The 18,927-nt window shown below is 69.2% G+C and carries 19 protein-coding genes and 1 tRNA gene; 10 read left to right on the top strand and 10 right to left on the bottom strand.

The features are described from left to right. Positions 1-10 precede the first annotated feature (10 nt). Positions 11-1,951 carry an SUMF1/EgtB/PvdO family nonheme iron enzyme gene (locus tag B0E52_RS12660; RefSeq protein ID WP_077484275.1) on the bottom strand — a complete coding sequence of 647 codons (1,941 nt, stop codon included), beginning with the start codon at positions 1,949-1,951 and terminating at the stop codon, positions 11-13. 103 nt (positions 1,952-2,054) lie between these two features. Here B0E52_RS12660 and B0E52_RS12655 point away from each other — a divergent pair, with 103 nt between their 5' ends. The 4 genes from B0E52_RS12655 to B0E52_RS12640 all read left to right on the top strand — a co-directional run bounded on the left by B0E52_RS12655 (position 2,055) and on the right by B0E52_RS12640 (position 4,386). Continuing rightward, entirely contained in the window at positions 2,055-3,167 is a 1,113-nt protein-coding gene (locus tag B0E52_RS12655; protein ID WP_077484273.1) for an HRDC domain-containing protein, read from the top strand. Positions 3,168-3,239: 72 nt separating this feature from the next. After that, a tRNA-Ala gene (locus B0E52_RS12650) sits at positions 3,240-3,315 on the top strand. Between the two features lie 105 nt (positions 3,316-3,420). Further along, the gene (locus tag B0E52_RS12645; RefSeq protein WP_077484271.1) at positions 3,421-4,005 is read left to right on the top strand and encodes a DUF1415 domain-containing protein; all 585 of its coding nucleotides are present in this window, start codon (positions 3,421-3,423) and stop codon (positions 4,003-4,005) included. Positions 4,006-4,050: 45 nt separating this feature from the next. After that, positions 4,051-4,386 (top strand): YkgJ family cysteine cluster protein, encoded by a 336-nt coding sequence (locus tag B0E52_RS12640; protein WP_077484269.1) that lies wholly within the window; start codon positions 4,051-4,053, stop codon positions 4,384-4,386. 7 nt (positions 4,387-4,393) lie between these two features. Here the strand turns inward: B0E52_RS12640 and B0E52_RS12635 are convergent, their stop codons facing one another. From B0E52_RS12635 to B0E52_RS12600, 8 genes are all read right to left on the bottom strand, one after another. Next, positions 4,394-5,101, bottom strand: a complete 708-nt coding sequence (locus tag B0E52_RS12635) for a 16S rRNA pseudouridine(516) synthase (RefSeq protein WP_077484267.1) — start codon at positions 5,099-5,101, stop codon at positions 4,394-4,396. Beyond that, on the bottom strand, positions 5,098-6,168 hold the full coding sequence (locus B0E52_RS12630) for a methyltransferase (protein WP_077484463.1): 1,071 nt from the start codon (positions 6,166-6,168) through the stop codon (positions 5,098-5,100). The genes B0E52_RS12635 and B0E52_RS12630 overlap by 4 nt, the downstream gene beginning before the upstream one ends. 70 nt (positions 6,169-6,238) lie before the next feature. Beyond that, on the bottom strand, positions 6,239-6,730 hold the full coding sequence (locus B0E52_RS12625; RefSeq protein ID WP_077484265.1) for an HXXEE domain-containing protein: 492 nt from the start codon (positions 6,728-6,730) through the stop codon (positions 6,239-6,241). 13 nt (positions 6,731-6,743) lie between these two features. After that, entirely contained in the window at positions 6,744-7,130 is a 387-nt protein-coding gene (locus B0E52_RS12620; RefSeq protein WP_077484263.1) for a YajD family HNH nuclease, read from the bottom strand. Between the two features lie 75 nt (positions 7,131-7,205). Beyond that, a complete protein-coding gene (locus B0E52_RS12615; RefSeq protein WP_077484261.1) occupies positions 7,206-7,547 on the bottom strand; it encodes a carboxymuconolactone decarboxylase family protein in 342 nt (113 codons plus the stop codon). Between the two features lie 46 nt (positions 7,548-7,593). Then, a complete protein-coding gene (locus B0E52_RS12610; protein ID WP_254426793.1) occupies positions 7,594-8,352 on the bottom strand; it encodes a virulence factor in 759 nt (252 codons plus the stop codon). Positions 8,353-8,402: 50 nt separating this feature from the next. Next, positions 8,403-11,009 (bottom strand): bifunctional lysylphosphatidylglycerol flippase/synthetase MprF, encoded by a 2,607-nt coding sequence (gene mprF / locus B0E52_RS12605; RefSeq protein ID WP_254426792.1) that lies wholly within the window; start codon positions 11,007-11,009, stop codon positions 8,403-8,405. A 74-nt stretch (positions 11,010-11,083) separates the two neighbouring features. Further along, on the bottom strand, positions 11,084-13,084 hold the full coding sequence (locus tag B0E52_RS12600) for an oligopeptide transporter, OPT family (protein ID WP_077484257.1): 2,001 nt from the start codon (positions 13,082-13,084) through the stop codon (positions 11,084-11,086). A gap of 275 nt (positions 13,085-13,359) precedes the next feature. Here B0E52_RS12600 and B0E52_RS12595 point away from each other — a divergent pair, with 275 nt between their 5' ends. The 6 genes from B0E52_RS12595 (at position 13,360) to B0E52_RS18395 (ending at position 17,956) form a co-directional block, all read left to right on the top strand. Then, positions 13,360-14,769: a nodulation protein NfeD gene (locus tag B0E52_RS12595; protein ID WP_077484255.1), complete on the top strand. Its 1,410-nt coding sequence runs from the start codon at positions 13,360-13,362 to the stop codon at positions 14,767-14,769. Continuing rightward, the gene (locus tag B0E52_RS12590; RefSeq protein WP_077484253.1) at positions 14,766-15,521 is read left to right on the top strand and encodes a slipin family protein; all 756 of its coding nucleotides are present in this window, start codon (positions 14,766-14,768) and stop codon (positions 15,519-15,521) included. Before B0E52_RS12595 ends, B0E52_RS12590 begins: the two co-directional genes overlap by 4 nt. 108 nt (positions 15,522-15,629) lie before the next feature. Then, the gene (locus tag B0E52_RS12585; RefSeq protein WP_077484251.1) at positions 15,630-16,373 is read left to right on the top strand and encodes a glutathione S-transferase family protein; all 744 of its coding nucleotides are present in this window, start codon (positions 15,630-15,632) and stop codon (positions 16,371-16,373) included. Positions 16,374-16,416: 43 nt separating this feature from the next. Then, on the top strand, positions 16,417-16,971 hold the full coding sequence (locus B0E52_RS12580; protein WP_077484249.1) for a YaeQ family protein: 555 nt from the start codon (positions 16,417-16,419) through the stop codon (positions 16,969-16,971). Between the two features lie 114 nt (positions 16,972-17,085). Continuing rightward, a complete protein-coding gene (locus B0E52_RS12575) occupies positions 17,086-17,529 on the top strand; it encodes an FKBP-type peptidyl-prolyl cis-trans isomerase (protein WP_077484247.1) in 444 nt (147 codons plus the stop codon). A 58-nt stretch (positions 17,530-17,587) separates the two neighbouring features. Further along, the gene (locus tag B0E52_RS18395; protein WP_139351675.1) at positions 17,588-17,956 is read left to right on the top strand and encodes a hypothetical protein; all 369 of its coding nucleotides are present in this window, start codon (positions 17,588-17,590) and stop codon (positions 17,954-17,956) included. 86 nt (positions 17,957-18,042) lie between these two features. Here the strand turns inward: B0E52_RS18395 and B0E52_RS12570 are convergent, their stop codons facing one another. Beyond that, on the bottom strand, positions 18,043-18,900 hold the full coding sequence (locus tag B0E52_RS12570; RefSeq protein WP_077484245.1) for a PA4780 family RIO1-like protein kinase: 858 nt from the start codon (positions 18,898-18,900) through the stop codon (positions 18,043-18,045). Between the last annotated feature and the right edge of the window lie 27 nt (positions 18,901-18,927).

Here is an 18,927-nt window from a genome sequence, read left to right as displayed (position 1 = left end):
TGCGGCGAAATTACAGCTCGCGCACCACGCGGAAGCCGACCCGGCCGCTGCGCACGCCGCCGTCGGCGCCCTGCCGCCAGGCCGAACGCGCCTGGTCGGGCGAACTGCCCCAGGAGCCGCCGCGCAGCACGCGCACGCTGCAGCCGGGGTTGAGCCAGGCGCTGCCGTCGACCGGCGCGCGGATATAGTTGTCGTGCCAGCAGTCGGCCACCCATTCGGAGACGTTGCCGCCCATGTCGTACAGGCCGAACGGATTGGGCGCGAAGCTCATCACCGGCGCCGGTCCCCAGTAGCCGTCGCCGTAGCCGTTGAACGCGTGGTTCCAGCGCCGGCCGCTGGGCGAACGGTCCCGCGAGCCGGTGAGGTTCTCCACCTTGCGGTCCGGCGTACCGTTGCCCCACCAGTAGCGCGTGGTGGTGCCGGCGCGCAATGCGTAGGCGAATTCGGCCTCGCTGGGCAGGCGGTATTTCCTGCCGGTGCGCTGGCTGAGCCAGTCGGCGTAGGCCTTGGCGTCGCCCCAGGAGATGTTGACCACCGGCAGGTTGTCGGCGGCCTTGCGGCCGGCGTAATCGTCCTGCCAGGTGGCGCTGCTGTCGTCGCGCATCGCGCCGCTGCGCTCGTCGTAGACGCTGGCGCCGCCCTGCTTCACCGAGTCCGGCACGTAGCCGCTCTCGCGCACGAATTCGCGGAACTGGCCCACGGTGATCGCGCTGCGCGCCATCGCGAAGCCCTGTTCGATGCCGATCTTGTGCTGCGGCTGCTCGGCGGCGTTGCGTCCGCTGTCGTCGTCGGCCGCGCCCATCAGGAAGCTGCCGGTGGGAATCACCACCATCGCCGGGGACTGTCCCGGCAGGTCGACGTAGCGATCCGTGAATACCTGGCCGGGCTTGCGGCTGGCGTAGAGCTGGGCATTGACCAGCTGCTGCTCGAACGCGGCGAGTCCGGCCAGTTGCGGGCTGATCGCCGCGGCCTGCCCGGCAAGCTGCTTCGCCAGCGCGAGATTGCCCGCATCCAGCGCGGAGTGCGCCTGGCCCAGCACGCCGCTGGCGCGCGCCGTGCGCATGTCGTCCACCCGCTGGCGCACGTCGTGCAATTGCTGCGAACCCGGGCGGATCGCCTGCGCCTCGGCCAGCACCTTGTCCGCGCCGGCGAAATCGTTCTGCGCCACCGCGGCCAGCGCGCGGTCCAGCACCACGTGTTGCACGTCGAGCACGCCCTGCTCGGCCACCGCATTCTGCGGATCGAGCTGCTGCACCTGGCGGTAGATGTCCAGCGCGCTGCGGCCGGCGGGCTGGTCCGCCTTGCCTTGCTGCAGCAGGCCGGCCGCCTGCGTCAGCAGCGGACGCACGTCGGTGAGCGTCTTCAGCGCGGCGGCGAGGCGCGCCGCGTCGTCCGCGCTGCCGGGCAGCTGCTGCAGTGCTGCCAGCTGCTCGCCGGCCTCCTCGGCATTGCCGAGCGCGATGGCGCGCTCGGCCTGCGCCACCAGCCGCGCGTGCACGTCGATCACGCCCTGCGCGGCGCGGCGGCTGTCCGGCTTGTCCTTCGCGGCCTGCAGGTAGAGCGCCGCGGCGCTGTCCTTGCCGCCGCCAAGGTCGCCGGCGGCAAGCGCCTTGTCGGCACGATCCAGCAGCACGCGCAGCTTCGGCGGATCAGGCGTCAGCTGCTTCGGCAGCTGCGCATGCCCGCGGCTCAGCCGCGCGGCGATCACCGCGGTGGGTGCCAGGGTCAGCGGCGGCCCGGCGTTCAATTCCTCTTCGGCGGGCTCGCTGGCCGTCGCCGTGCCGCCGGGCGCCGCGGCCGGCAACGCCGGCACACTGCGCCGCACGACCTCGCCCGGCTCCGCGTGGAACAGGCGCGGAAAGAAGTGGTAGCCGAGCCCGAAGGCCAGCACGACGATGCCGATCACGCCACCGAAGGTGCGTTGGCGATGCAGCGTGATGTTGCTCGGCATGCTTGGGCGTTCCCGGACCGGCCTGTTATCGTGCGCTGCTCACCATATGTCACGACCGATGACGGGGCAATGCACGCTCCGCGCTTTTCGAGGATACCCACGCATGCCCCTGCCCGACGTTACCGCCGACTGGATCGCCGACCGCGCCACGCTGCAAGCCTGGCTGGGCGACGTGCCGGCGGATGCCGTGGTCGGGCTGGACACCGAGTTCATGCGCCGCGACACCTTCCACCCGCAGCTTGCCCTGCTGCAGCTGGGTTGCCGCGGCCGCCACGCGCTGGTCGATCCGCTGGCCTTCGCGATCGGCGATGCACTGCAGCCCGGGCTGGGCGCGGGCGACGCCGTCACCGTGATGCACAGCGCCAGCGAGGATCTGGAAACGCTGGCGCCGCTGCTGCCCGACGGCCCGCGCGTGCTGTTCGACACCCAGATCGCCGCCGCCTTCGTCGGCATGGGGCTGGGCATCAGCTACCGCGCGCTGGTCGCGGAGCTGTGCGGCGACGAACTGGACAAGGGCGAGACGCGCTCGGACTGGATGCAGCGCCCGCTCACCGCCTCGCAGCGCAGCTACGCGACGCTCGACGTGGTGTACCTGCAATCCATCCACGCCCAGCTCGCCGAACGCCTGCAGCAGCGCGGGCGCAGCGATTGGTTCGCCGAGGACTGCGCACGGCTGAAGCAACGCGCCAGCCATCGCGACGGCGATCCGCAACCGCAGCGCGCGCTGCGCGGCGCCGCCGAGTGGCGGCCGGAACAGCAGGCCCTGCTGCGCCGCATCCTGCTGTGGCGCGACCGCAGCGCACGCACGCTGGATCGCCCGCGCCCCTGGCTGGTGGACGACGCGCTGGCGCTGAGCCTGACCCAGCAGCCGCCTGCCAGCCTCGCCGAACTGGAACAACGCGGCCGCGGCCAGCGCGCCCTGCGCAGCGCCCAGCGCGGCGAGCTGTTCGCCTTGCTGCGCGAACCCGTCGAAGCGGAGGAGATCGCCGCCACCGCACCCATTCCCGCCCACCCGCAGGGCGCCGCCAAGCAGGCGCTGAACGCGATGAAGACCCTGGTCGACGCGCGCGCCACCGAGCTGGACTTGCCGCCCGGCCTGCTCTGCCCGCGCAAGGTGCTGGAGGAATACGTGGTCACCCGCGAGTGGCCGGATTTCCTCGACGGCTGGCGCGCCACGGTGCTGCGCGAACAGTTGCCCACCCTGCTCCCCGACTGAAGCAGGCACCGCCGAAACCACCGCGGGGTCTTGGCGCGGCCGCGGGCCGCTGCTAAGATGCGCAGCTCGCGTGGGGCGGTAGCTCAGCTGGGAGAGCGTCGCGTTCGCAATGCGAAGGTCGGGAGTTCGATCCTCCTCCGCTCCACCAATTCCATTCCAGCAACACCCGGAAAACCGCGCCTCGGCGCGGTTTTTCTTTGGCCGCGCGGCGTAGCATGCTGGCGCGGGCGACAGCCCATCCTCCGAGGCGGCCATGCCCCAGTCCAGCGACGCGATCACTGCCGGCCTCACGCCCGCGGACATGCCGTACATCGAGGCGACCCGACGCTGGGTGGAGCGCGCGGTGGTCGGGCTCAACCTGTGTCCGTTCGCGCGGGCGCCGTTCGTGCAGGGCACGATACGCTATGCGGTGAGCCACGCGCGCGACGGCGATACCCTGCTCGACGACCTGTGCGGCGAACTGCAGAGCCTGGCCGCGGCCGACCGGGCCGACTGCGAGACCACCTTGCTGATCCATCCACAGGTGTTCGGCGACTTCCTCGACTACAACGATTTCCTCGACGTGGCCGATGCCGCGGTGGAGGCGTTGCGGCTGGACGGCGTGCTGCAGGTGGCCAGCTTCCATCCGCATTACCAGTTCGCCGACAGCGCACCGGACGACAGCGAGAACTTCAGCAATCGCTCGCCGTATCCCACCCTGCACCTGCTGCGCGAGGCCAGCGTGGAGCGCGCGATGGAGGCGATGAGCGACACCGACGAGATCTACCGGCGCAACCTCGATACGCTGCGCCGGCTCGGCCTCGCCGGCTGGCAGGCGCTGTGGCGCGACATCGATTGAACCTGCGCTTCACATGTCGCACGGCGACAGCTGTCATGCTGACGAGTGAATACCGATACCGACCCCTACGCCGAGAGCATCGACCCGCGCGTGCATTGCGACGCCTGCGAAGCCGTGTGCTGCCGCCTCACCGTGGTGCTGATGCCCGACGACCACGTGCCCGCCTGGTTGATCCACCGCGATGCGCATGGCATGGAGACGCTGGCCAAGGGCGAGGAAGGCTGGTGCGCCGCGCTCGACCCGGTGCGCATGTGCTGCAGCATCTATGAGGAGCGCCCCGGGATCTGCCGCAAGTATGCGATGGGTGGCCCCAGTTGCCGCTACGAGCGTGACAAGTGGCGCAGCGCGCACCCCATCCCCACGCCGGTGGTGCTGAGCTGACGCCGATTCATCTCGCGTCGGCGAAGATCCGCGCCACGTCGTCCGCTTCCAGCGCGCGCCACTCGCCGGGCGCCAGCGCGTCCAGTGCGAGCGCGCCGACGGCGACGCGCTGCAACGTTTCCACCCGGTTGCCGGTGGCGGCGAACATGCGGCGCACCTGGTGGTAGCGGCCTTCGTGCAGGATCAGCCGCGCATGGCGCGGACCGAGCGCGTCAAGCGTGGCCGGGGCGAGCGGCGTGGTTTCCGATTCCAGCAGCAGCGTGCCGCTGGCGAACAGCGCGGCTTCGTCGCCGCGCAGGTCCTCCGCCAGCGTGGCCTCGTAGATCTTGGCCACCTCGGCCTTGGGCGAGATGATCCGGTGCAGCAGCGCGCCGTCGTCGGTAAGCAGCAGCAGGCCCGAGGTGTCGCGGTCGAGCCGGCCCACGGTGGAGAGCGCGGGTTCACGCATGCGGTAGCGCGGCGGCAGCAGATCGTAGACCACGCGGCCGGGGTCCTTGCGCGAACAGGTGACGCCCAGCGGTTTGTGCAGCATCAGCACCAGGCCCGTGGGCGGGTCCAGCGGCTCGCCATCGAGACGGATGCGCGCGTGCTCGATCTTGTCGTCGGCGTACAGCACCTCGCCGTCGGCGTCGGTGATGCGGCCCTCGCGGAACATCCAGGCCACGTCCTTGCGGCTGCCGTAGCCGAGGTTGGCGAGCAGCTTCACCAGTTTCATGCGCGCACTCCGCGAGCCTCGATCACCTTGAAGCCGTCCTGCATGGCGAGCGCGCGCACGTCGGCGAAGCGCGCGGCAAGCAACGCCTCATACGGCAGGTGGCGATTCGCCACGATCAGCAGGCGGCCCCGCGCCGTCAGCGCGTCGGCGGCGCTGGCGATGAAGGCGCGCCCGAGTTCCGGCAGGTCGGCGCGACCGAGGTGGAACGGCGGGTTGCTGACGATGACGTCGTAGCGCTGCGGCAGGCCGCGGGTGACGTCGTGCCAGTGCACGTTCACCGGCAGATCGCGGCCCGCGGCATGCAGCGCGTTGGCAACATTGCGGCGCGCCGGTTCCAGTGCGCGCGCTTCCGCCTCGTACAAGTCCAGCGCGGCGATGCCGGGGCAGTGCTCGATCAATTGCGTCGAGAGATAGCCGTAGCCCGCGCCGAGATCGGCCACGCGACCACCGAGGTCGGCCGGGAAGTGCGCGGCGAGCAAGGCGGAGGCACGGTCCACGCGATCCCAGGCGAACAGGCCGGGACGGCTCCACCAGCCATCCAGGGTTTCGCGCGGCGCATCCAGCGCGCGCCACTCGTCCTGCAGGGCACGGTCGATGGCGTCCGGATCCGGCGTGGCCCAGAACACCCGGCCGTGGTGCTTGGACAGGCTGCCCGTCGTGCCCGCGAGCCGCGCCAGATCCGCTTCGCCGGACTTCGCGCCTTCGGCCTTGGCCATGCTCGCCACCAGCGTGCCGCCCGGCGCGAGGTGGTCCAGCGCACGGGCGAACAAGGCACGCGCCTCGTCGCGCTGGCGCGGCGGCAGCAACAGCACCAGCGGGAAGGTTTCACCCTCGGCCGGCTCGCCCACGCGCAGGCCGCAGCGCGCCAGCTCGTCGGCGAACGGCAGGAAGCTCTGCTCGCACAACCAGCTGGGCCGGGCCAGTTCGCGCAGGCGCACGCCGGCGCGGGCGCGCAGGAACAGCGCGCGGCCATCGGCCGGCAGCGACAACTCGCCGCCGGCGAACGGCACGAACAGGGCGGCCAGCGCCGCCTCGGGCGCGGCCGTGGAGAAACCGGCTGCAGTCACGGTGATTTCGGGATGGAAACGGGCGGCCATTGTACGGTGCCCGCGATGCGCGGCCCACGAGGCCGCCGCGTCAGGCAGAAACCGCGCGCAGTTTGCGGCCCAAGGCGAACAGCAGCGGCATCGCGACCAGGATCGCCAGCACCACCAGCGGACCAGCCCAGCCGAACACGTGCGGATCGACGCTGCGTTCCGACCACGCCCGCCGCAAGTACAGCGATCCCAGCGGCAGATTCAGCAACAGCGCCGTGACCGTGCCCGGCATGTACTGGCGTGTCGCGACGGTGACGAGGATGTGCGGCATGAAGACATTCAGCACCATCGCCAGCACATAGCCGGCCATCAGATAAGCGGCCACCCCGCCGGCCGCGGAAACCGACGCGGAAAGCGTGATCGCGACGAACAGGCCCGACAGCACGAGGGCGGCGAAGCGGAACACCGGCGCCGCCACGGCAACACGCCACTTGCCGGCCCGTGCCGACCAAGCTGGAAGCCGCCAGGCCTCTTCCGCGTTGTGCGCCAGCACGCCGAACGTGAACAGACAGCCGAGCATCGTCAGCGACATGCGTGCGCGCCGCTCAGTGCCTGCCCTTCGCTTCCAGCATCGCCTTGAGGTCGGCGAACGGGTTGCCGGTGGCGGGCGCCTGTTCCGGCGCGGCGAGATCGTAGCCGGCGCCGCGCACGTGGTCGATGTGGCGCGAATGCTCGTTGTCGTGGCAGTACACGCACAGCAGCTCCCAGTTGCTGCCGTCGGCCGGGTTGTCGTCGTGGTTGTGGTTGCGGTGGTGCACGGTGAGTTCGCGCACGTTCGCGCGGGTGAATTCGCGCCCGCAGCGCCCGCACACCCACGGGTACATCTTCAGCGCGCGCTCGCGATAGCCCAGCTCGCGCTGCTCGGCCGCGCGGCGCGCCTCGGCCACGATGCGGTCGAGCCTGGCGTCGTCGGGGATCTTCGGGTTGGGCATGGCGCGGGTTGTCCGGTCAATCGCGGCGAGCATTATGCGACGGTCGCGACCGCCCGGACATCCCGCGGCGACGGGTCATGCCCCGCCGTGCGCGGCCACCGCATCCATCACGCGCGCCGAATACACCAGTGCGGCGCCGGCGTTCATCGCCACTGCCACGCCCAGCGCCTCGGCGATCTCCTCGCGGGTGGCGCCGTGCTTCAACGCCTCCCCGGTATGCACGGTGATGCAGCCGTCGCAGCGCGTGGTGACCGCCACCGCCAGCGAGATCAGCTCGCGGGTCTTGGCGTCCAGGTGGCCGGTCTTGCCGCCGGCGGCACTCAGGGTCTGGTAGCCACGCAGCGTGTCGGGGCTGAGCTTGCCGACCTCGCCGATGCGACCGAGCAGTTCCTTGCGGTATTCCAGCCAGTCGAGCATGAGCGTATCTCCCGTGCGAAGGACGGGAAGTGTCGCGCGAACCGCGTCAATGCGCCGTGTCGCCACCCGTCGTGCCGGCCGGGATCTCGTCGATCATCTGCGCCGCCAGCGGCTGGTAGCCGCCCTCGAAGTGGTGGTCGCCGTTCTTGGGGTGCACGGTCACCCACGCCGGCAGGCCGGGGTCGGTGCACAGGCTGTCGTCGGCATCGTCCTTGCCGTAGTAGCAGACCAGCGGGAACTGGTGCTTCAGCGCCACCACCGGCGGCAGCGCGTCGTAGTGCGGCACCTTGTTGAACTTCTCCAGCACGGTCTTCACGAAGGCCTTGAAGCGGCCCTGCGTGATCATGTAACCCTCGAACTGGATCTCGAAGCTGGTATCGCGGCTGGGCGAGAGCAGCACCAGCTGGGTGATCCGCGCGCGGTTGGCCGGGCTGAGCTTGTCGATCAGCGTGGGCAGCACGTCGGCGCCGAACGAGAAGCCCACCAGCCACACGCGCCGCTTGTGCCACTGGTCGAGGTATTTCGTCATCAGCGCGTCGAGCTCGGCGGCAGCGACATCCGGGTCGCGGTTGCGCCAGAAATACTTGAACGCGTTGATGCCCAGCACCGGGATGCCGCGCGCCACGAAGGCGTTGCCGAGCTGCTTGTCGAGGTCGGCCCAGCCGCCGTCGCCGGAATACAGGATGGTGAGCACGTCGTCCTTGCCCGCGGGCGCCTGCACGCCGGCAGCTGGCGTGAGCACGATGGTGGAGTTCTCCAGGCTGGGCTTGGAGAACGGCGTCCAGACCAGGGCCACTCCCAACACGCATGCACCGATACCTGCCCACATGATCCGCTTTCCTCGTTTCGACAGGCTCATCGACGCACGACTCCGGTGAGGCCACCGGAGATCAGGCTGGCCACGTTGGCAAGTATCATCGGCAGCGCGATGCCGCCGGGCACGGCCATGTAGCGCGGTTCCCATTCGGGATCGAACTTGTCCTTGTAGCGCTGCAGGCCCTGGAAATTGTAGAAGCGTTCGCCGCGGCCGAACACCAGCGCGCCGAAGCGGTTCCACAGCGGTGCCTGGCGCCGGCTGGTGAGGCCGGCCAGCGGCGCCATGCCCAGGTTGAACCAGCGATACTCCTGCTGCTTCGCCCACTGCATCAGTTCGACGAACAGGAAATCCATGATGCCGGACGGCCCTTCCGGCGCGAAGCGCATCAGGTCCAGCGAGGCTTCTTCCTTCGTCTCGGTAAGGAACAGGTTCGCGAAGGCCACGATCCGTTCGCCCTGCCACACCAGCGCCATCGGCGTGCGCACCAGGTAGCGCGGATCGAACGCGCCCAGCGAGAAGCGCTTCTCGCGTGCGTGCTTGTCGGCCAGCCACGCGTCGGAGATCTCCTTGAGCCGCGGCAGCAGCGGCGCCACCGCGTCCGCCGGCACGATCTCCAGCCGCAGGCCGTCGCGGCCCAGCCTGTTGATCGTGCCGCGCAAGGTCTTCTTCGTCTTGCCGTCGAGGTTGAAGTCCGCGAGCCGCACGCGCGCCTCCTCGCCGATCTTCAACAGGTTCATGCCCACTTCGAGGTACATGTCCAGGTCCCCGGGGCAGACCTGGTAGAACACCGGCCAGCCGCCCGCGCGCTCGCACTGCTCCATGAAGCTCCACACCAGCTCGCGCCGCGCGTCCTCGTCCGCGCCCACCGGATCGCCCATGGTGACCCAGCTGCGGCCTTCGGTGTCGTACATCAGGAAGGCCTTGCCCTGCTCGTCGAACAGCAGGTGCTTGTCGCCCATCAGGGCCAGGTGCGCCTGCGCGGAATGGAAATGGCGGATCAGCGGCAGCGCGCGCTGCAGCTCTGCTTCGCTGGGCGGCACGCGGCGCAGGCGCTGCGGCTTGATCAGTGCCGCCAGCGCGAACAGCAGGCCCGCCGCCGCCGCGCCCACCAGTGCGCGTAGTGCGCGCGGCGCGCCGCCCTGGTGGAAGCTGAACTCCCACCACAGGCTGCTGCTGTACTCCACGTGCTTGTAGCTGAACATCACCAGCCAGGTGGCGCAGCCGAACACCGCGACGATCGCCACGATCCAGCCCACCGAGAAGTTGGTGCTGAACAGCGAGGCACGCCGGTAGAACAGCCGGTGCGCCGGCGCCAGCGCCAGCGCCAGCAAGGCCAGCAGGCTCGCCTCCTCGTAGTCGATGCCCTTGAGCAGGGAGAGCACCGCACCGGCCACCAGCAGCACCAGGGTCAGCCAGTAGGCCGCGTCCAGCCGCCGCTGCAGGCCGCGGGCGAGGATCAGCAGCAGCATGCCGATCACGCTGGCCAAGAGGTGCGAGACCTCCAGCACCGACAGCGGCAGTACGTCGCGCAGGATCGCCATGCGGTCCGGCAGCGCCCGGGTGGCGCCCGAGAACAGCAGCACCGCGCCGGACACCAGGGTCAGTCCCGCAAAGAACGAGGGCAACAGGCTGTTGAACCATGGCGACCACAGCGACTTCTGGCGCAAGCCACGCGCCTCGCGCTGCAGCACCAGCATGGTCGCCGTGCACAACGGCATCAGGTAGTAGACGATGCGGAACATCGCCAGCGCACCGAGGATGGGGGCGGCGAGGTGCTTGTCGTCGGTGGCGTGGAAGCCGGCCAGCATCACCGTCTCGAACACGCCCAGGCCGCCCGGCACGTGGCTGACCAGGCCCACGATCTGGGCGATCACGAAGATCGCCAGGAAATGCCCGAAGCCCGCATGCAGGCTGTCCGGCATCAGCACGTACATCACCGCCGCCGCCAACCACCAGTCCAGCGCGCCCACCAGCACCTGGCGCAGTGCCGACAGCGGCCGCGGCAGCAGCACGCGCCAGCGCCAGAGTTTCAGCGGCTTGCGGATGAAGCCGCCGAGCACCCAGGCCAGTGGCACCGCGGTCAACGCGATCGCCACCGTGATGCGCCAATCGCTCAACGGCAGGCCCGCGGGCAACGGCACGATCAGCAAGGTCACGCCGGTCAGCGCCAGCAGCCCCAGCCAGAAGCTCAGCGTGCAATACAGCACCAGCTTCGCGATCTCGGCGGTGGAGAGGCCGTTCTGCAGGTAGAAGCGGTAGCGGATCGAACCCGACACCAGGAACGACATGCCCACCGCATTGCTGAAGGCGTAGCTGATGAAGGAGATCAGGGTGACCCGCCGCCACGGCAGCTTCCTGCCGATGGCTTGCAGGCCGAAGCGGTCGTACAGCGACATCACGCCGAAGCCCAGCGTGGTCAGCACGATCGCCAGCAACAAGCGCTCGCGCGACACGCTGGCCACGTACTCGCGGATCTCGTGATAGGTGACATGGCGCGCCAGCAGGTGCAGCGCCCACAGCGCCAGCACCAGCATGCCCACCGACAGCAGCGGCCCGGCGATGCGCCGCAGCAGTACCACCCGCTGGCTGGGCGGATTCAGGGCTTCATCCGTGCGTGGCACCTGCTCGACTTTTTCCTGCTCCACGCGACGCTCGTTTTCCCTGGGAGGCTTCTAGTTTAGGGCAGGCTCTGTTGCAGGCGATGAACAAGCGTCCGCGATTACCGCGCGGATGTGCCCTGCCCCATGCGCGCGATCCAGCGATACATCACCACCACGCTGCCCGCGAACACGATGCCGCCGATCCAGATCGCCGCAGTGTCGAACCCCGAACCGACCAGGGCCAGCGGCATGGGCTTGCCGGTGAAGGCCACCAACGCGGCTACCAGCACCCCGAGCAAGCTCTCGCCCACGATCAGGCCCGAGGCCAGCAGCACGCCGAGCTGCTTGGTCGGCTCCGCCTTCGGACCGCGCTCGGCGCGCTTGTCGAACCACGCCCCGACCAGCGCACCGACCACCACCATCAGAGTGGTCGAGGTCGGCAGGTACATGCCCAGTCCCACCGCGAGCGGCGGCAGGCGCACCGACTTGGTGGTGCTCGCCAGCACCGCGTCCAGCACGATCAGCGCCACGCCGATGCCGGCACCCAGGCCGATCAGGCTCCAGTCGATGTTGTTCTGGATCACGCCTTGCGCCAATGCCGAGATCAACCCGGCCTGCGGCGCCGGTAGCGCGGTCGCCGGGTTCGCACCCGGCGCGCCAAGGAAGCCGTAGGCGTGCTGCAGCAGATCCAGCACCGGCGGGATCACCAGCGCGCCGGCGATCACGCCGACCACCAGCGCCGCCTGCTGCTTCCACGGCGTGGCGTCGACCAGCTGACCGGTCTTGAGGTCCTGCAAGTTGTTGTTGGCGATCGAGGCCACCGCGAACACGATCGAGGTGATGAACAGCGCGAACGCCACCAACGCCTTGCCCGCCTCCGCCGGCACCAGCGCCTTCACGAACAGCACCAGCAGCAGCGCAGCGATGATCACCACCAGGATGCCGATACCCGACAGCGGGCTGTTCGACGAACCGATCAGGCCCGCCATGTAGCCGCACACCGTGGAGACCAGGAAGCTCAGGATCACCACGAACAGCACACCGCCGCCCACCAGCAACCAGGTATGCCCGCCCAGCCCGCTGATCGTGCTGAAATGCCACAGCAGCAAGGCCACCGGGATCAAGCACAGCAAGGTGATCAGGCCGACGATGCCAATCGGCATGTCCTGCTCGGTGCGCGCCAGCGTGTGCGCTTGGCCGGCCTTGCGCACGCGCGCGGCGGCCATCGCGCCGGCCAGGCCGCCAACCACCGGCTTGACCAGCTTGGCCAGGGTCCAGATCGCCGCCACGCCGATGGTGCCGGCGCCCACGAAGCGCACATAGTGGCTCCAGGTGGCCTGCGCCGCGTCTATCGCCGCCCCGGTCTCCGGGTGCAGCAGCAAGAAGTGCGGCACCGCCCACGACCAGCTGATCACCGCGCCGAACAGCATCGCCACACCCACCCACAGGCCGACCAGGTGGCCCACCGCGAACAGCGCAAAGGAGAGGCTGAAATCGAAACCGGTGGCCGCCCCCTTGTCGCCGATACGGAAATAGCTCGACACCGAGGTGGCGAACAGCTTGGTCTGCACCACCACGTAGAACACCGCCGAGACGATCGAGCCAGCCAGCACTGCCTTCAGCCCCGCCCCGCCTGATTCCACCGACTCGGCCGCGGCCTCCGACGAACCCGAGCCCACCTTGAGCACCTCGGCGCAGGCCACGCCTTCCGGGTACGGCAGGTCCGAGTCGGTCACCAGCGCGCGGCGCAGTGGGATGGTGTACATCACGCCCAGCACGCCGCCGGTGGCGCAGATGCCGAAGGACATCCAGAACGGGAAGCCCGTCCACCAACCCACCATGATCAGGCCCGGCAACACGAAGATGATCGAGGACAACGTGCCGGCGGCCGAGGCCACCGTCTGCACGATGTTGTTCTCCTGGATGGTGGCGTCGCGCATGGCCTTGAGGATCGCCATCGAGATCACCGCCGCCGGGATCGATGTGGAGAACGTGAGGCCAGCCTTGAGTCCGAAGAACACGTTGGCCGCGGTGAACAACACGGTGATCACGATGCCGATGATCAGGCCGCGCAGGGTCAGTTCGGCGCGCGAGGACGCGCTGGATGCGGATGGGTTCACGCTGGTACTCCCCGGATGGACGCTGCCGCGCACGATAGCGTGGATCGGGCGCACCGCGAAATTTTGCCCCGAAAGTACCGTCTGACCCGGCCGGCGCGCTTCGCCAAATACTCCGGCGCGCAAGGTTCGCCACCCCGGCGAAAGCCGGGATGATGAGCAAAACCAGGGTTTCCTCAAGTCGGGACCATCCACCGCGCTGCCCGGAAACTGCCTAGACATTGCCGCAACACCTGCCGGCGCACTGTGACGGCGCCGCAATTCGGAAGGAGATCTGCATGTGGCGCAGGCCATGGCTCAACCTCGGTGCCGTCATCTGCCTGGCGCTGGCGCTGCTCGCGCTCGCTACCGGATCGCCGCTGGCTGCACGCGGCGACGCCGGCTTCGTGGCGCGGATCGACCTGAACGGCCCGATCGGACCGGCCGCGGCGGAATACGTGGATGCTGCGATGCGGCAAGCCGACGCCGACGGCGCCACGGCGATCGTGCTGCAGATGGACACGCCTGGCGGCCTCGCCGAATCGATGCGGCGCATCGTCAGCGCGGTCCTGGCATCGCGGCTGCCGGTGCTCGGCTACGTGGCGCCGGCCGGCGCGCGCGCGGCCTCGGCCGGCACCTACATCCTGTATGCCTGCCCGATCGCGGCGATGGCGCCGGCCACCCACCTGGGCGCGGCGACCCCGGTCAGCCTCGGCGGCGGCACGCCGCTGCCGATCGGCGGCACCCCGCCCGCGTCATCCAAAAGCAGCGGCTCGCCCGAGTCCGGTGGCCCCGCACCCGACGCCGAAAGCCGCAAGGTGCTCAACGATGCGATCGCCTACATCCGCTCGCTGGCGCAACTGCACGGACGCAACGCGGCCTGGGCCGAGCAGGCGGTGCGCGGCGCGGCCACGCTCACCGCCAGCGAGGCGGCCAGCCAGCGCGTGGTCGACTTCGTCGCCGCCGATGTCGATGCGCTGCTGGCGCAGGCCGACGGCCGCACGGTGAAGCTTGGCGACCGAAGCGTGGTACTGAAGCTGCGCGGCTTGGCCGTGCACGACTACCCGCCGGACTGGCGGGCGCGCTTCCTGGGCATCATCACCAATCCGACCGTCGCTTACCTGTTGCTGCTGGCCGGCATCTACGGGCTGATCCTGGAAGCGTTCCACCCCGGTACCTACCTGCCCGGCGTCACCGGCGGCATCTGCCTGCTGGTGGGCCTGTACGCGTTGCAACTGCTGCCGGTGAACTACGCGGGGCTGGCCTTGATGGCGTTGGGCATCGGCCTGCTGCTGGCGGAAGCCTTCGTGCCCACCGCGGGCGTGGTCGGCATCGGTGGCGTGATCGCGTTCGTGATCGGCTCGATCATGTTGTTCCACCGCGGCGTGCCGGGCTACGAGGTGAACGTGGGCGTGATCGCCGGCCTCGCCTTCTGTGCGGTCGCGTTGCTGGCCATGCTGCTGCGGCTGGTGTCGCGCGCGCGCCGGGCCAGGCCGTTCCTCGGCGACGAACCGATGCTGCAGGCCGGCGGCGAGCTGCTGCAGGCGGTGTCGGCCGGCGGCGAGAGCTGGGCGCTGATCGGCGGCGAACGCTGGCGAGTACATTGCGAAGTCGCGCTGCCGGCCGGGACGCGCGTGCGCGTCACTGCACGGCACGGCTTGCTGCTTCACGTCACGCCCTCGCAGGCGAATAAAGGAGAGCTTTCATGATCGGGTTCGGTGGTGTCGTCGTCATCGTGGTGGTCCTGCTGCTGTTCCTGTCGATCAAGGTGCTGCCGGAGTACCAGCGCGGCGTGGTGCTGACGCTGGGCCGCTACACCGGCATCAAGGGTCCGGGCCTGGTGATCCTGGTGCCCATCGTGCAGCGCATGACGCGGGTGGACCTGCGCGTGACCGTGATGGACGTGCCGCCGCAGGACGTGATCTCGCGCGACAACGTCTCGGTGCGGGTGAACGCGGTGGTGTATTTCCGCGTGGTGGAGCCGGACAAGTCGGTGCTGCAGGTGGAGAACTTCCTGCAGGCCACCAGCCAGCTGTCGCAAACCCGGCTGCGCTCGGTGCTGGGCCAGCACGAGCTGGACGAGATCCTGTCGCAGCGCGACTCGATCAACCACAGCCTGCAGCAGATCCTCGACGAGGCCACCGACCCCTGGGGCATCAAGGTCACCAACGTCGAAATCAAGGACGTCGACCTCAACGAGACCATGGTGCGCGCGATCGCCCGCCAGGCCGAGGCCGAGCGCGAGCGGCGCGCCAAGGTGATCCATGCCGAGGGCGAGCTGCAGGCCGCCGAGAAACTGCGCGACGCCGCCGCGATGCTGTCGCAGCAGCCGCAGGCGCTGCAGCTGCGCTACCTGCAGACGCTGGCCGACATGTCCAGCAGCGGCAAGGCCTCCACCATCGTGTTCCCGCTGCCGCTGGACCTGATCAAGCCGCTGCTGGATGCGTTGCCCAAGGCGTGAGCCCCCCGCGTTCGACGGGCCGGAGTCATGCCTCGCCGTTCGTCCTGCTGACACAAGGCTGTCAGCAGGACATCGCCAGACTCCCCGCAACTTCCACGGAGCCTCGCCATGACCACCGCCCCCATCACCTTGTACGGTTGCGCCCCGGCCTTCGGCCTGCCCGATCCCAGCCCCTTCGTCACCAAGACCGAGGTGCAGCTGCAGATGGCCCACCTGCCGTACCGCAAGCTGTTCGCGATCCCGCCGGAAGCCCCCAAGGGCAAGCTGCCGTACGTCGACGACGCCGGCGAGTTGGTGTGCGATTCCAGCTTCATCCGCGCCTACCTTGAACGCAAACACGGGGTGGACCTGGACGCGGGCCTGGACGCACGCCAGCGCGCCGAAGCCTGGGCGATCGAACGCATGGTCGAGGACCATCTCTACTGGGCGATGGTGTGGTTCCGCTGGATCGACGCGGCGAACTTCGCCAGGGGACCTGCGCATTTCGCCGACCGGGCGCCCGAGGCGATCCGCGAACGCTTGCGCGAGGACATGCAGGCCGCCAAGCAGAACGAGCTGCACGCGCACGGCCTGGGCCGCCACAGCCGCGAGCAGATCGCCGAACTGGGCACGCGTTCCATCGATGCGATCGCCATGCTGCTGGGCGAGAGCGAATATCTGTTCGGCGACCGGCCGCACGCCGTCGACGCGATCGCCTTCGGCGTGCTCGCGGCGATCCTCACCCCGTTCTTCGACACGCCGCTGCGCGCGGCTGCCGAGCGCCATCCGAACCTGGTCGACTACGTGGCGCGCATGATGCGGGTCTACTACCCCGCGCACGTCTGGCCGCAGCCGCAGGCCGCGGCGGCCTGAGCCAGCGCGTACAATGTGCGGCTGCAGTCCTCGAGGCACGCACATGGCCCTCAACGCCACCATCCACAAGGCCGAGCTGTCGATCAGCGACATGGACCGGCATTACTACGCCAGCCATGCGCTGACACTGGCACGGCATCCGTCCGAGACCGAGGAGCGCCTGATGGTGCGCCTGCTCGCGTTCGTGCTGTTCGCGGACGAGCGGCTGGAGTTCGGCAAGGGCCTCAGCGACGAGGACGAGCCGGCGCTGTGGCGCAAGGCGTATACCGACGAGATCGAGCTGTGGATCGAAGTCGGCCAGCCGGACGAGTCGCGCATCCGCAAGGCCTGCGGCCGCGCGCGCCAGGTCGTGGTGTTCACCTACGGCGGACGCGGCGCGGACATCTGGTGGGACAAGCTGGCCGGCGCGCTCGCCCGCAACGACAATCTCGCCGTGCTGGACATCCCGGAAACCGACGTGCGCGCACTGGCCGCGCTGTGCGATCGCGGCATGCGCCTGCAGTGCCTGATCCAGGACGGCGAGCTGCAGCTGATCAGCGGCGACCGCACGCTGGCGATTCGCCCGCAGGCGCGCATGGGCGATTACGCCGTCGCCTGAATCCGCCATCATGCAGGAGTGCAGCTTGTGCGCGAAGCTCTTTTCGGCACACCGGCAAGAGCATTCGCGCACAGGGTGCGCTCCTGCCCCCATTCCCCATGCCTGGAGTTGCTCATGCGCTGGCTGCTGCCCCTGCTCGCCCTGTTCGCCCTCGCCGCCTGCAACCACGCGCCGCAATCCACCGCCGCCACTCACGGCCAGGTGGACAAGCTCACCACCATCGACACCAAGGTCGGCAGCGGTGCCGAGGCCAAGCCCGGCATGACCGTGCAGGTGCTCTACACCGGCTGGCTGTACGACGACACCGCCAAGGACAAGCACGGCACGAAGTTCGACAGCACCGCCGACCACGGCAACGAACCGTTCTCCTTCACCCTGGGCCAAGGCATGGTCATCAAGGGTTGGGACCAGGGCGTGGCCGGCATGCACGTGGGCGGCGAACGCACCCTGCTGATTCCCGCCGAACTCGGCTACGGCGCACACGGCGCCGGCGGCGTGATCCCGCCCAATGCCTCGCTGGTGTTCGAGCTCAAGCTGCTGAAGGTCAATCCGAACTAAGTGTTCAATATCTCCACGTAGCCCGCGTTGCCTTGCCGTGGCTGCCAGGTGGTGGCGCGTGGCGCAGCGCCTGCCTGACTGGCAGGTCAAGCCGCGCTGCCGCATCGCGGCCACGGCAAGGCAACCCGAAGGGCCGGGTCTGTTTGCCCGCATCCCTGCGTCATCACTCAGTCGTGGACGGACGTCCACTCCCTCGTTCTTCCTTGGCCTGCGCGCAAACAGCTCCCGGCGCGGGCCACGCGGAGATATTGAACAGGCTCTGATGCCATCGCCCCTGCAAAGTGGCACCATGCAGCCACCGCACACCCACCCGCAGGAGAACGCCATGAAAGGCATGGAACAGAAAAAGAGCGACAAGAAGAAGCCGCTGAAGACGCCCAAGGAGAAGAAGGCCGAGAAGGCGGCGAAGAAAGCCGCCAAGCGGTGAGTCGCCCCCGCAGGAGCGGCTTCAGCCGCGATTGCGTCCCGCGAGGACAAATGCGTCGCGGCTGAAGCCGCTCCTGCGGCGCGCGTTCACGGCTCGGCCTGCGCCGCCTCGCGCCCCAGCTGGCGGATGCGCGCTTCCTCGCGCGCATCGAGAATCGATTGCATCACGCTGTCCACGTCGACGTCGCTCTCGTCGAACACGAAATGGCCGCTCAGTTCGCTGTCCGGCTGCAACTCGCCCTGCTCGAACAGCGCCCACATCTCCTCGGCGTAATGCGTGTCGAGCAGTTCCGGCGCGAAGCGCGCCAGGCTGATCGTGAGATTGCCAACGTCCCGCCGCAGCATGGTGCGCGCCGCGTTGTTGCCGGACGCGCTGACCACCTGCGGCAGGTCGATGATCACCGGGCCGTCCGGCGCCACCAGCACGTTGTATTCCGACAGGTCGCCGTGGATCAGCCCCTCGCACAGCATCCGCGCGACCTGGCGGATCAGCACGCGATGGAACTCGCGCGCGGTCTCCGCCGACAGTTCCACCTCGCCCAGCCGCGGCGCGGAGTAACCGTCGGCATCGGCGACCAGTTCCATCACCAGCACGCCGTTGAAGTAGCCGTGCGGCTGCGGCACCCGCACGCCGGCGGCGACGAGCTGGTAAAGCGCGTCCACCTCGGCGTTCTTCCACGCGGCCTCGGCTTCCTTGCGGCCGAACTTCGTCGCCTTGCCCATCGCGCGCGCCTGCCGGCTGCCGCGCACCTTGCGCCCTTCCTGGTACTGCACGCGCTGCTGGAAGCTGCGCTGGGCCATGTCCTTGTAGACCTTGGCGCAGCGGATCGCATCGCCGGAGCGCACCACGTAGACGGACGCCTCCTTGCCGCTCTTCAGCGGGCGCAGCACTTCGTCGATCACGCCGTCATCGATCAGCGCCTGCAGGCCGGCTGGGGTTTTCATGCGGGAAGGGGTTCGTCAGAGCAAGGG

The sequence above is a fragment of the Rhodanobacter sp. C06 genome, assembly GCF_002001105.1.
Taxonomy (GTDB): Bacteria; Pseudomonadota; Gammaproteobacteria; order Xanthomonadales; family Rhodanobacteraceae; genus Rhodanobacter_A.
Note: the sequence above shows the minus strand (reverse complement) of the source record. Positions and strands in the feature narration are given on the sequence as shown.